This is a genomic window from Leucobacter komagatae, from assembly GCF_006716085.1.
GTDB lineage: Bacteria > Actinomycetota > Actinomycetes > Actinomycetales > Microbacteriaceae > Leucobacter > Leucobacter komagatae.
The window spans coordinates 1,991,851-2,005,125 of sequence record NZ_VFON01000001.1; the positions used below are offsets into that span (position 1 = coordinate 1,991,851).

At 61.6% G+C, this 13,275-nt stretch carries 12 protein-coding genes; 3 read left to right on the forward strand and 9 right to left on the reverse strand.

What is annotated here, in order from left to right; translation table 11 throughout:
• The first annotated feature begins 26 nt into the window (after window positions 1-26).
• Window positions 27-752, forward strand: a complete 726-nt coding sequence (locus FB468_RS09050; RefSeq protein WP_141887052.1) for a DUF6270 domain-containing protein — start codon at window positions 27-29, stop codon at window positions 750-752.
• On the opposite strand, the gene FB468_RS09055 is transcribed toward FB468_RS09050, so the two are convergent.
• From FB468_RS09055 to FB468_RS09075, 5 genes are read right to left on the reverse strand one after another with little or no spacing between them, the layout of a single operon-like run.
• Window positions 749-1,957, reverse strand: coding sequence for a hypothetical protein (locus tag FB468_RS09055; protein ID WP_141887053.1), 1,209 nt, complete (start codon window positions 1,955-1,957; stop codon window positions 749-751). The genes FB468_RS09050 and FB468_RS09055 overlap by 4 nt on opposite strands.
• A complete protein-coding gene (locus FB468_RS09060; RefSeq protein WP_141887054.1) occupies window positions 1,954-2,928 on the reverse strand; it encodes a glycosyltransferase family 2 protein in 975 nt (324 codons plus the stop codon). The genes FB468_RS09055 and FB468_RS09060 overlap by 4 nt, the downstream gene beginning before the upstream one ends.
• On the reverse strand, window positions 2,921-3,343 hold the full coding sequence (locus tag FB468_RS09065) for a GtrA family protein (RefSeq protein ID WP_170219689.1): 423 nt from the start codon (window positions 3,341-3,343) through the stop codon (window positions 2,921-2,923). Before FB468_RS09065 ends, FB468_RS09060 begins: the two co-directional genes overlap by 8 nt.
• A gap of 43 nt (window positions 3,344-3,386) precedes the next feature.
• Window positions 3,387-4,676: a nucleotide sugar dehydrogenase gene (locus FB468_RS09070; RefSeq protein ID WP_141887056.1), complete on the reverse strand. Its 1,290-nt coding sequence runs from the start codon at window positions 4,674-4,676 to the stop codon at window positions 3,387-3,389.
• 21 nt (window positions 4,677-4,697) lie between these two features.
• On the reverse strand, window positions 4,698-5,792 hold the full coding sequence (locus FB468_RS09075; RefSeq protein ID WP_141887057.1) for a glycosyltransferase family 4 protein: 1,095 nt from the start codon (window positions 5,790-5,792) through the stop codon (window positions 4,698-4,700).
• Between the two features lie 43 nt (window positions 5,793-5,835).
• Between FB468_RS09075 and wecB the strand changes: the two genes are divergently transcribed.
• Window positions 5,836-6,906 carry a non-hydrolyzing UDP-N-acetylglucosamine 2-epimerase gene (wecB, locus tag FB468_RS09080; RefSeq protein WP_141887058.1) on the forward strand — a complete coding sequence of 357 codons (1,071 nt, stop codon included), beginning with the start codon at window positions 5,836-5,838 and terminating at the stop codon, window positions 6,904-6,906.
• Between the two features lie 91 nt (window positions 6,907-6,997).
• Here the strand turns inward: wecB and FB468_RS09085 are convergent, their stop codons facing one another.
• Entirely contained in the window at window positions 6,998-8,080 is a 1,083-nt protein-coding gene (locus FB468_RS09085) for a glycosyltransferase family protein (RefSeq protein ID WP_141887059.1), read from the reverse strand.
• Window positions 8,081-9,256: a glycosyltransferase gene (locus tag FB468_RS09090; RefSeq protein ID WP_141887060.1), complete on the reverse strand. Its 1,176-nt coding sequence runs from the start codon at window positions 9,254-9,256 to the stop codon at window positions 8,081-8,083. It abuts the gene before it with no gap.
• 140 nt (window positions 9,257-9,396) lie between these two features.
• On the opposite strand from FB468_RS09090, the gene FB468_RS09095 reads away from it, so the two are divergent.
• Entirely contained in the window at window positions 9,397-11,016 is a 1,620-nt protein-coding gene (locus tag FB468_RS09095) for an asparagine synthase-related protein (RefSeq protein WP_141887061.1), read from the forward strand.
• Here FB468_RS09095 and FB468_RS09100 read toward each other — a convergent pair.
• Window positions 11,013-12,173, reverse strand: a complete 1,161-nt coding sequence (locus tag FB468_RS09100; protein ID WP_342777259.1) for a glycosyltransferase family A protein — start codon at window positions 12,171-12,173, stop codon at window positions 11,013-11,015. The two genes, FB468_RS09095 and FB468_RS09100, sit on opposite strands and share 4 nt — an antisense overlap.
• A complete protein-coding gene (locus FB468_RS09105) occupies window positions 12,136-13,221 on the reverse strand; it encodes a glycosyltransferase family protein (protein WP_141887063.1) in 1,086 nt (361 codons plus the stop codon). The genes FB468_RS09100 and FB468_RS09105 overlap by 38 nt, the downstream gene beginning before the upstream one ends.
• Window positions 13,222-13,275: the final 54 nt, after the last annotated feature.

Below are 13,275 nucleotides of genomic sequence, written 5' to 3' on the forward strand. Positions count from 1 at the left end.
CTGTTTAGCCGCTAGACTCACGCATTATGGCGCTCAATGTTGCAATTTTTGGTTCTTGCGTATCGCGCGATGCCGTCGGGCTCGTACCTGAGGTATTCACTCCCGCGCACTACACCGCGCGTCAGGCCTGGGTGAGCGCGAACTCCCCAGCAGCATGGGCGCCACCCGTGGACAGGTTGAGCTCCCCGTTCCAGCGCCGAATGCTCCGCGAAGATTTTCACTCGTCGCTGCTGTCCCAGATCAAAGAGCAAGCACCGAGCGCCGACGTTGTGCTACTGGATATCGTCGATGACCGCCTCGGCGTCATCGAGTATTGGCCGAAGCGCTATGCAACGCTCAGTGCCGAGCTCTCCGCTTCGGGCTGGCTCACCGGCGACAGCATTCTCCGACGCCGCAGGCTCCACCTCGGCGACCCCGCGCACTTTGAGCGATTCAAGGCGGCGGCAGCCGCGGTGAAGGCCGAGCTCGTAACAGCAGAGGCATGGGAGAAAACCCACCTCGTCAAGGCGATCTACGCCTCAGAAGCGGTCGAGGGCGGGAGCGTCCAGGGAGACTACGGCGCAAGCTCCGAGGAGTGGAATGCCCGCTACGCCCCCTACTACGAGCACCTCAGCGGGCTTGGTTTCAACATGATCGAGCCAAAGCCCGAGCTGCTGTTTTCGACCCTCAATCACAAGTGGGGCGCCCACCCGATTCACTATCAGGAAGACGCCTCACGTGATCTTATGACGCAGCTCGCGGCAAAGCTCTAGTTCGCAGGTACCGCTTCTTGTGCTGCCGTCTCGTCTTTCGAGGCTGCCTTAACGGCTGGAAACTCTGCCTTCTTAGCGCTGATCGTACCGGCAGCGTACGCAACAAGCAGGCCAACGGCGAGTGCGTAGAACACGAGGCCCGGAACGGCGTACCTGAACTGGGTGGCGTTGCCATTGGTGATGTTGTACAGCGCGACTCCAAGTACCGCACCCAAGAGCAGGTGCGATTCTTCGCGACGCCAGAAGATCACCATCGCAGCGATGGCGAGCAAGATAAAGACCAGCAACGAGACATCCTGGCGCAGGAATGTCGCAGTCTCATCAACGAGAATCCCCGCGACCATCGTGGGTGTAGCGAGAATCGCATCGAGCATATTGTCGGTCTCAGTCATGCGCATGTACTGCCCGGCTTGAGAGAACGTTGGGAACACGATCGTTTGGAACACCTGAGCCGCGAGTGCCGTCACTGCGGTCACGATCGCAGGCCACATCCATGCGCTGTTCTTACGTTCCTTGATGGAACCCAAGATCCACGCAACGACGAAGGCGCCGGCAACGATGAAAGTTGCCTGCCTGGTAAACGCCGAACCGATCACCGTGGCCGCAAGGCCGGTAAGTGCCCACTTGTTGCGGCTCTGAATCCACTTCCAGGCGAGGATCAAGCTCAGCGCGGTCCACAGCGCAGACAGCGACTCTGTGAGTGCCCCGCCCTTGAACGCCTGCAGGTAGTGGCTCGTGTTGATGAGCAGCGTGACCGCGATGGCCGCACCGTTGCCGAAGCGACGCTTCAGAATCATCGTAAACACGATTGTCATCACGATGTTGATCACGAGCACGACGCCGACAAGTCCGTAGGGGCCGAACAGTCGCACAGGGATCGCTGCGAGCAGCGGCAGAATCACTCGGGGCTGCACGAGGCCCCAGCCGAACAGCAGATCGGTGTCCGGAACTGGGATGTCGTAGCCGACAAGCGCCTGCTCGGTGAGCAGGCGAGCGTCCTCGGGAGACTCTCCACCGAACAGGTACGCCATTGCCAGGTAGTACCGCGAATCCGGGTAGAAGAACACCGAGCGGTAGACGTACCCTGCATAGCCCACGACAAAGCTGCCGAGCACCACGGCCCACGTCAGCAGATCCGCGCGACGCGCGGTAAATCGGGTGAGGAAATCTTCCCTGCTATCAACGCCCTGCATTCCCACGGTCACGCACCTTCGCCTTCACGCTCGAACTTCGCCAAATTGGGCTGGTCTGGGGTCGCTTGAATATCAAGTTGCATCGCGCTGATGAGCAGCTGCGTACCGATCATCAGCGGTAGCGCAGCCAGCATCACTGTTGCGGCGGTGGCGACAACTGAGCCCGCGATCTGGAACATCACCCAGACGCTGATTCCAAGGCCAACAACGAACAGCAGCAGCCCCAGGAAGAGCATGAACGCGATCGGAGAGAACGACCACAGCACGTACCGGTACCAAATTCGGCTCCAGTACCCGACCGTCAAACGGTGCAGGAGCTCTGGCACGACCTTGCTCAGTCGAATACTCGAAACCTCGTCGCCGTATACAGCCGGAATCGGCACGTCCACGGCAGGCACCTGCGCAATATTCAGGTGAATCAGGAGATCGTTTTCAAAGCTGTAGCGCTTCGCAATGCGGTCGAGCGGCAAGCGCTTCAGCACCTCGGTACGCACGGCCGTGTAGCCGTTCTGGGGGTCGAAGAGGTGGTAATACCCAGAAGAGACCTTCGTAAAGAAGGACAGCACGATATTCCCGAATACACGGTATCCAGGCATTCCTTCGAATGACTCCGGCGCGAAGAAGCGGTTCGCCTTAGAGAAACCGAAGCCGCCGTCAGTGACCGGGTCAAGGAGCTGGGGCAGGTAGTCCGGGTCCATCTGCGCGTCACCAGCCATGACGACGTTGACGTCGGCACCAAGCTCCATTGCGGCCTTGTGCGCCGTGATGATCGCACCGCCAACGCCCTGGTTCTCTTCATGACGAATCAAGGTGACTCGGGGGTCGTCGATCGAACGGACAACGTCACTCGTTGCGTCGGGACTGCAGTCATCGACGATAACGATGTGGTCGACGAACTCAGGCATCGTCTCAATGACCGTAGCGATCATCTTCTCTTCTTTATACGCAGGCACTACTGCCGCGATTGATGCGCCCTTATACATGCACTTCTCCGTCGTTTTTCGCGGCGAACACCCAGTACCTGTAGGCAAAGAAGTTCCACACCGTTGTCACACCAACACTAATGACTTTGCCTACGATCCAGCTCCAGCCCAGCTCATCTGCGGCCCAAACGATACCAGTCGTCGCTACCGTGTTGAAAGCCACGAGAGCCGTGTATCGGGCGACGCTTGGAGCAAGCGTCGATTCAGATTGGAACGCGAAATAGCGCTGCGAGAAATACGTAATCGCAAACGAAAGCAGGAACGCGACCGGGGTCGCAATGACCAGCGGCACCCCGAGTAGGGCGTGCATGATCCACAGCAGACCGAGGTCTGCCAGGAAGCACGCTCCGCCAACAAAGAGGTATCGGAATACCCCGTTTGACCAGACTCTTCGCAAAAGAGAGTCTGGGTTCACACCTCGGGCCTTGCGGTTATCCGTACTGTCCGAAGCTTGGATATTAGGCCCCAATGACTACGCGGGGAACGCCCTTCCAGGCAGCCGGATCGGTGAAGTTACGGCCGTCTGCGAAGAGCTTGATCTCCGGGAAGTCGGCGGGGCCAAGCTCACGGTACTCCGCGTGATCAGCCTGCAGGATTGCAACGTCAACTGCGTCACCAAGCTTGTGCACGGTAAATCCGTAACCAGCGAGCTCCTCATCGGAGAACACCGGATCGTGAACCGTCACCACTGCGCCTCGAGCGATAAGCGCCTCGACGGTCGGGAACACACCCGAAACGGCAGTCTCCTTCACGCCGCCTCGGTACGCTGCACCAAGCACAACGACTCGCTGGCCTGCGAGGTCACCGATGGTCTGCTCGACCCGGGTCACCACGTACTCAGGCATCGTTGCGTTGTAGTTACGCGCGGTACGCACGATGTCTGCGTCGGGGTCGGTCGAAAGGTAGAGACGCGGGTAGACGGGGATGCAGTGTCCGCCGACAGCAATGCCGGGGCGGTGAATGTGGCTGAAGGGCTGCGAGTTGCACGCCTCAATAACCTTGTACACGTCGATTCCGGCGGTGTCAGCAAAGCGCGCGAACTGGTTCGCGAGGCCGATGTTGACATCACGGTAGGTGGTCTCTGCAAGCTTTGCCATTTCGGCAGCCTCAGCGGTACCCATGTCCCAGACGCCGTTCGGGCGGGGCAGATCGGTGCGCTCATCGAACGTGAGCACCGACTCGTAGAACTCGATAGCCCGCTTGGTGCCGGCCTCACTGAGACCGCCAACGAGCTTCGGGTACTTCTTGAGGTCCGCGTAGACACGACCCGTGAGCACTCGTTCAGGCGAGAACACGAGGTGGAAGTCTTCGCCTTCGGTGAGGCCGGAGACCTGCTCGATGAGCGGCTTCCACCGGGTGCGCGTGGTTCCCACGGGCAGCGTCGTCTCGTAGGAGATCAGCGTGCCAGGCGTGAGGTGCTCAGCCAGCGACGAAGTCGCGGCGTCCATCCACTTGAAGTCAGGCTGCCAGGTCTCTTCGTCCACGAGCAGCGGCACAACAATCACGACTGCGTCAGCGCCGGGGATGGCGTCAGCATAGTTGGTCGTCGCGCGGAGCTTGCCGCTCGGCACCTGCTCAGCGAGCTTCTCAGCCATGCCAGCTTCGCCGGGGAAGGGCTCAACGCCGGTGTTAATAACGTCGACGAGAGCCTGATTCACGTCAACGCCGACGACTTCATGGCCCATCGACGCGAACTGCGTTGCGAGCGGGAGCCCGATCTTTCCGGTAGCGACTACTGCAATCTTCACGTCAACAGTCTACGCCGCTGGTCACCTCTTGCGCTGAACGGCTTCTCGGTAGGTCGCCTCGTAGGCTTCCTTTCGGCTCGCTTCCGAGAAGCGTTGTGCCGCATACGCCTGAACCTCGGTGGCATCCCAGCGCTCAGGATCCGACATCAGTTCGGCGACGGCCCGCGCGACCGCCCCCGACTCACGCTGGGCCACCAAACGCGAGGCTCGGGCCGGCAAGAACTCCTCGTGGCCACCGGTGCCCGTTGCGACAACAGGAACACCGTGCGCGAGCGCTTCTGCGATCGCAACACCAAATGTCTCAGTTTCAACGGGAAGCACAAATACGTCCGATGCGGTGAGGTATTCAGATACGAGTTCCGGAGCAAGCGCACCAGTCAGCGTTACGGCATCCACGAGCCCCAGTTCACAGACCCGAGCGACGACCGCGTCTCGCTCTTCTCCGTCACCGATCCAGGTGAGCGTTGCAGCAGTTCCCGAGTCCCTGAGTTCTTTGAGTGCTTCAACGGCGATCAGTGGCCCCTTACGGGAGACGAGGCCGCCAACTGCGACAAGCGCCAGTTCATCACTGCCACCGCCTCGGTGGAGCACGCCAGCCTGAGGAAACTCAACCCTATTGCCAATGACGGGAGCCGGCACTTCACGGAACGGAGCAATCGCGTCGGCGAGCGAGCTACTCACCGCGACAACCGTCCCCGGCCGCTTGAACGCTCGCATCAGCATTCGCCTCCCGAACGCAGCAACCGCATTTGCTGGCGGCGTCACGAGGGTCGAGAAGTGCTCCGTATGAACCCAGGGCGCCCGAATCCCTGAAACTGCCGCAAGCAAAAGCGCAGGAAACGCCATTGTATGAAGCAGGTCGTGTTCTTTCAAGAGCTCTCGCATCCGGCGTCGCGCCGCGAGGAAGGTGCCGGGCTTTGTAATTGCGAACGGGATGCGCTCGACTCGAACTCCCGAGATCTGGTCGGGTGCTGGTTCCAGCCAGTCGGGTCGGCAGAGGTGCAGCACGGTGACCTCGTGATCCGTCGCAAGCAGCTCGGCATCCCGCAGCGTAAAGACCCCCGATACAGGGTGCGATGGAGTGGGAAACCAAGGCGTGACAGCTAGAACCCGCATTCATCAATAGTAGCCTCGCATTGCTTCGCCTTAGACTGGTGGGGTGAAGATCATGAGTGTCGTGGGCGCACGCCCCCAGTTTGTAAAGCTCGCGCCGATCGCTCATGCGATCACGGCAGCGGGGCACGAACACGTGATTGTGCATACCGGTCAGCACTATGACCCCATGCTCTCTGACGTGTTCTTCCGCGATCTCGGCATTCCCGAGCCTGACGCGCATCTTGGCGTTGGATCTGGCTCGCACGGCGTGCAGACCGGCAGCATGCTCGCCCAGATGGACGAGGTTCTCGAACGTTTCCAGCCCGATTGCGTACTCGTCTACGGCGACACCAACTCAACGCTCGCAGCCGCAGTCAGCGCAGTGAAGCTGCACTTCCCTGTCGCCCACCTCGAGGCAGGCCTGCGCTCGTTCAACCGCGCGATGCCGGAGGAGCACAACCGCGTGCTCACCGACCACGCTGCGGATCTGTGCCTTGCCCCCACCGATGTTGCAATGCAGCACCTCGCGAACGAGGGCATCACCGACCGCGCCGTGCTCGTAGGCGACGTCATGACCGACGTGCTCTACCAGGTGCGCGATGCGGTACTCGCCGAGCAGAAGCCGAACGCTGTCACCGACGAGTTCGCCAAGGGCGAGTTCTACGTCGCGACTATCCACCGCGCAGAGAACACCAACGAGCCCGAGCGCCTCCGCGAGGTCGTAAGCGCCCTCTCACAGGCAGACAAGCCCGTCGTACTGCTCGCGCACCCCCGTGTTCGCGCCAAGGCGGAGGAGCACGGAATTTCGCTCGAGGCCGGTTCGCTCACCACCCGCGACCCGCTCGCTTACCCCGAACTCATCGCCGCAGTGCTCTCGAGCGCCGGCGTCATAACCGATTCGGGCGGACTCCAGAAGGAGGCATTCCTCCTCCGCGTGCCTTGCACGACCGTGCGCCACGAAACCGAGTGGGTTGAGACCGTCGAACTCGGCTGGAACGTTCTCGCAAACACTCCTGAGGAGATCGCCGCAGCGATCACTCGCCCGGCTCCGGCGCCCACCGACGCCACCCCGTATGGCGAGGGCCACGCAGCAGCAGCAGCTGTAGCTGCCATCGTGGAGAGCATCGGCGCATAACGCCCGCGACCGCAATGCAGAGGGCGCTTCACCAGTAGGTGAAGCGCCCTCTGTATTTCTCAGGTCGCCGCGGTGACAGAGCGCCCGGGGCCTAGGCCACCAGTGCTGCCGCTGCCTGGCGCGCCCGCGCCTCCCAGGTGTGGGACTCGCGAACCCGCAGCGCATTTGCCCGCACTGCTTCATACTTCTCCGGGTTCTCCTGCAGTTCGAGGAGGAGCTCGGTAAGAGCCTCGGCGGTATAGGGCAGAGCCCATCCGACACCGTGCTCCACAACAAAGTTCCCCGCGAGTGATCCTTCAGTTGCGATGATCGGCTTACCGTGGCCCAGGTATTCGTAGAGCTTCATCGGCGCGGCAAACTCACGGTAACCAATCGGCTCCATGAACAACATGCCCAGGTGCGCATCCTCGTACAGCGGTTCGAGGTCAGCCCCAGAAACATGCACCACCGAGGTCGAACTGCCCAGCACGGCACTGTAGCTCTCCCTCGCAGCCGCCCACTCGTTCTCGCGAGTGCAGATAGTCAATCGTGCGCCAGCGGCAGCCTCGACGCCCGTAATCGACTGCTCCATGCGGTAGTAGCTTCCGGTGCCACCAACGTAGAGCAGCGACATCCCCGCATCCGGTGTCGCAGATTCTGTTGCGGGGGATCCCGGAGGAAGCGCGACGCACTGCGCAACCTCGGTATGCGGCATAACTGCAGCCATCCGCATGGACGGCACGAAGATCTTACTCACGGCAGTCCTGTAGCGCTTCAGGTCGTGCCGGTAGAGCGCACGAGTCACAGCGGCAACCGGCCGTGGAACGGTCTCAAGATATTTGGGGCTGTCCCAGTAGATATCTCGGTAGAACACTCCAACCGGAACTTCGTGTTTCTTGCAGTAGCTCAGGAAGCTGATGTCCATGAACGGGTGCAGCGGAAGGCTGTGTGACTCAGCCATTGCGGTCGGCTTTGTGGAGGCCTCCGAATACACGAATTCGAAGTCTTCACCGGCAGCAATGCGCTTCTTGAGGTCACGAATCTGAGCCCGCCGCGCTTTCGCGTCGCCAGAGACTTCTACCACCTCGTATCCCTCGGTTTCGAACGCGCGACGCATCTGCACCGGGCGAATGCCGCTCGCTGAGGTAGCCGCCGGGTTCAGGGGGTACGGCACGTGGAAGATCATCTTCGGCATTTACTGTTCCTCTGTCATAGCCGCGTTGTACACCTCGGTGTACATTCGCACGAACTCGCTTTGACCGCACTCATTCATGCTCACTGCGCGAAGCTGCCCACGATCATACTGATCCCCCTCGTTGCGCATCCGCAGAAGCGCATTCTGCAGTTCCGTTTGGTCGTCGATGCCCACCAGCAGGCCGGTGTCTGGCCGCACAGCATAACGGCCCCCGTCGGTCGCTGTCGCAATTAGCGGGACACCACACGCGAGCGCCTCCCAGAACACCACGCCAAATGATTCTGCTGCGCTCGGCATGACAAACGCGTGGTAGTTCGAAAACTCGGCCGCGATGTCTGCACGCGAAACTGCACCGACAAATTCAACGTTTCCGAGCCCGAGGCGCTCAGCGTGTTCGCGATGCTCTGCCAGGTACTCTGAATCCCCCGCGATCCGAAGACGAACGTCCCGAGCATCACCGAAGGCAGCGGCGAAGGCGTCAAGCAGTAGCCCCACTCGTTTGTACGGGTGCAGGTTAGACACGTGCCCGAAGACGAACGGCTCTGCTGCCGGCTTCGCAGGCTCGTAAGATTCGAACTGCCGTGGCAACATGTTCGGGATCACATCCCATTTCTGACCGTCGTAAGCTACCGAAAGCGATTCGGCGAAGGCAGGCGAGACCGCAATGCGACGCTTCGCGTGAATGGCCGCCGCAAACAGCACTTTGGCGAGCGACTGCGATCCCAACTCTGCGATCGCAGAGTCCGGGCGATGCTCAGTCACCACGAACGGAATGTCGTACTTTTTCGCGATACGAGCAGCGGCAATCCCTCCGGGATTCATCGCATGAGCGTGCAGAACATCCGGCATGCCGCATTCGCGCACGTACGCGAGAAACAAGCGTTCCCAGCGGCGCGCTAGCGCGCGAACGTTAAAGCGATGCGCCATCGGGATGGGCCGAAGGCCTACCGAGCGAAAGACCCCAAGCTGCTCTCCTGGGAGCCCCTCGGTTGCACGTGAGACGCGAAGCCTGAGTGCCGCAAGGGCTCCGGGGGCGGTGATGGAAATCGCTTCGAGCGCAACGACTCCAACTTTGTGCCCGGCTGCGGCGAGCGCTGTTGCTTGCTCGCGGAAAAAACTCCCGTGAAAAACCTCTGCGCCTGTCGGGTACCAAGATGGCAACATCAGAACGTGCATGTGAGGATTCCTTCTCGTGACTCATCCACCGCAGTTACCAGAGCATCTGGCGATCATCGCGCGGCCTAGCAGCGCAATAGACGTCCCAATCGTACCCTGTGTGGACTGCTGTTCCCTGGCGCACAGGGCAGAATGGAAGCATGCACACGAACGCGCACCTCACCCACGCTGCTTGGCACACTACCGAACACGCAGAGGGCACGCTTCATTGGCGCGGCTACCCGGATTCGCTCGAGGCGCTCGGAGCAGCGCTCGCGACGGCGGTACCCACGCACAGTGCCCCGCAGCTCGACGAGATTGCAGGCCACTGGTGCGCGGTGCTTGAGACCCCGGCCGGTTTCATTGCGGCGCAGGATCCGATCCGCAGTTGGCCACTGTTCGTCGCCAGTTCCCCTGACGGCGCCCGCGTGATCACCGACAGCATCGACTACGCGCGGGAGCATGCTGGCGATCCTGCGGTTGATCGCGATTTCGCTGCCGAGTTCGCAAACCTTGGCTACGTCACCGGGCGGGACACTCTGTTCGCTGGTATCGAGCAGATTCAGCCCGGCGGCTGGATGGTAGCGCCCGCTGACGGCTCCACCCGCTGGGGCGTGCGCCGTCTTGCGCCCCACAGCGCGCCGGGGCGGACCGACGCAGCCGAACTCGACCGCGTGTTCACGGAAGCGCTCGACCGCGCCTTTGATCGCATGTTTGCCGAAATTGGCGACCGCCAGATCGTAATCCCCCTCAGCGGCGGTCTCGACTCGCGTCTCCTCGCCGTAGCGATGCACGACCGCGGCCACAGGAACGTCGTGAACTTCACCTATGGTGCCGGCCGCACGCGCGAGGTGGGCATCAGCGAAGAAGTCGCGACGAAGCTCGGTCAGCGTTGGGAGTTCATCGAGTACACCAATGCCGAGATACGTGAGGCCTGGGCTTCTCCCGCAGCCGGCGCATTCGTTCGTGACGCCTACGCGGGTGCCTCACTCCCCCATGTTCAGGACTGGTACCCGGTTCAGCAGCTCCAGGCTCGCGGCCTCATCTCAGACGACGCCGTGTTCTTGCCAGGGCACACCGTCGTGGGAAACATGCACGACGAGCAGATTCTTGCCAACCCTGCGCCCCTCAGCCGTCACGAGCTCATTGACACTCTGCTGCGGCACCACGCCACGCTCAAGCCGAATGCCCGCGCGCTCCTCAAATCACAGCCATTCATGGCGAAGCTCAATGAGTTCCTCGACAGCATGAACTACGACGGCTCTCCCGATGCCCGCTTGGACGTTTTGGAGTACTGGAACATCATCGAGCGCCAGACCAAGTACATCAACAATTCGATGCGCGGGTACGAACACTTTGGGAACGACTGGGCGCTACCGATGCTTGACCGGGAAGTGCTGGACGTCTGGGCAACTTTCGACCGCAGCGTCGCGCAAGATCGCGATTGGTATCGCGCTTACGTCAACACGAGGTACGCGCGCGCGACTGGCGAAAGCATCAACACATTCGAAGCTTTTGCCGCCGCGAATGTCAGTCAGGGCAATCGTGACCGCATCAAGACGGTTCTGCGGGCCGTCGGCCTGCTCACCCCGATCGAGCGCCGCATCACCGCACGCGCCTACGCTCAGCATCCCATGGGCTTCCAAGAGTTCGTCGGCGCAACCACCCCCGAAGAGGTTCGCAAGTTCATTCTTCGTGGCGGGCAACCGATGGGCATCTACGCGCAGCGATTCCTCGATGACACGTGGACGCCCGACGCGAAGCTCTTCGACCGCGACTAGGCGGTCGCTGCTGATCGCCGACGCACGCGGCGGGCGATCAGCAGCGACGCGAGGTGGTACCGCAGCGGCGCCTGCGGGTGCAGCGTGAACCGCAGCTTGCTCGCGAGCACAGCGTCCAAGCTTCGGAGCTGTTGGCGCTTGGAGAGCTGCGATCGCAACACGTCGGTCTCAACGGATGCCTCACGCACGAGGTTGAGCAGTTTCGCGTCTGTCTTTGCGAGTAGCCCGACGCAGCCCGGCCCCCAAGCGACAATTCGCTCAGCCACGCTCGCGAGCTCCCGCGCATTGTCGGGGGTCCACCCCGAGGCGATCCTCGAACGCAGCGCATCGAAGAGGTGCACCCGGATGAGTTTCGTCGCGACAGCTGTGCGGACCCGGGCGTCGCTGCCCCAGGGAGCGCCTTCCGCGAGAGTGCGGTCAAGAGACAGAAATTCGTCTGCGACGCTGCGCGTCACTCCGGTAACACGATCTTCCTGGTCATGGTGCTCGAGGTACCGGGGCGCATACGCGGGAAACACCACGCGTGATCCCTGCGTGAACCAGAGTTCTGCCGTCACCGGCTGATCTTCGCCGGTCGGAATGCCCTCAGCAAATCGAAGATGCGAGAATCGCGCGCGCCCAATAAGCCCCAGCGGCGACGCGCGGTACGCGAGCCTGTCACGGAGAGCGTCGAGCTGCTTCGGTGCCTCTGGCTTGATTCGGTGCCAGCGCACCGGCGGCGACGGGTGAATCGCGCCGGCCGCGGTGGTCGTCGGCGCGATGACCGCGTCGGCTCCGCCCTTGATACCGCGAGCTGCGTCGAGCCAGGCGTCGAGTGCCCCCGGCTCAAGGGTGTCGTCGGAATCGAGCATCGCAACGTACTCCGCTGTTGCTTCCGCAAGACCAACGTTCTTCGGCCCTGCTGGAGTGCGGTACTCGTCTTCATGAGTCAGTAGACGAACTCGTGGATCCTCAAGCAGATTGCCGAGTCGAGCCGCGATCCCTGCTGGGTCGGTGTTGTGCGCGACAACGGTCACGCGAAACCGAGCGTTCGTGTGGTCGAGAACCGATCTCACAGCTCGCTCGACGGGCCGCGTTGGGGTGTGAACCGCCGTTACGACATCAACATCGAACGGCCATTCAGCCACGCGCGGCACCAAGCAGCTGCTCGACGGCACGCTCAAGCACCGGCATCTCGTACTCGGAGTTCATGACCTCTGCTGCCTGATGCGCGTTTGCCTTCCACCCTCGCACGGCCTCGGGGGTGAGCGAATCGAGCGCACGCACGACTGCATCTTCGTCAAAGCCTTCAGATACGACGCCGACCCTGTGTTCTTCCACGCGCATCTGCATGTCTGGGGTCGGGCCTACAACCAGCGCGAGCCTGGCCTGCACGTAGTCGAATAGCTTGTTCGGCAGCGCCAGCGTGTTGTTCGTGTTCGTGGCAGGCAGGATATGAATACCCACGTCGTACTGGTTCAACGCAGCAATCAGCTCGTCATAGGGCTTCGGCGGCAGAATACGAACGCGGTCACCGAGCTCATCTGCAAGGGCATGAAGCGACTGAGCGTAGTCCGTTCCCTGCCCGGTCAGGTACATGTCCATCGTGATAGGAGCGGCGCTTCGCGCGACGGCACGCATCATCACCTCAGGGCGACGATTCGGCTGGGCTCCGCCAGAGTGCACAACCCTAATCGGTTCTGAAACAGGCTGCGGTTCGAGCTCGTGCTTCGGAGTTGCGTTGTGAACGACGCTGCAGGTGACGCCAAATTCGTCTTGGTAGCGCTGCGCGATGGTCTGCGAAACCGTCATCGCGGCTCCAGCCTGCGCAGCGAAACGACGGATCATCCACTGGTAGTACGGTCGGCGCAGCTTCACCCACGCAAGATTCTGGTCGTGCAGTCCCGGCCAGTATTCGTGCAGATCTGAAAGCGTGTGCTCGTACCCCGCACACTCAGCCGCAACGACAACGCTCTCGATGTCGTTGGCAATGGCGACGTCAAACTTTTGACCCTTGAGCAGCTTTCGTGCAAGGCGCACCTCGGCTTCACAGGCAAACGCTGCGGGCCACATGTGGGCGCGCAGCAGGATCGCCTGAGCAATCGCCTTTGCCTTGGTCTCCACGGCATCGAGCTGGATGTGTTCCACATCCTCACGAGTGGCCGGCCCGCGACCGCAAGTGGTCACGTTAAAATGCTCAGCGAAGAGGTTGATCTGCTTCTTCACTCGGGCATCATTAGCGATGTCCGAGAACGAAACGATGAGCAGACTGGGCTTTGA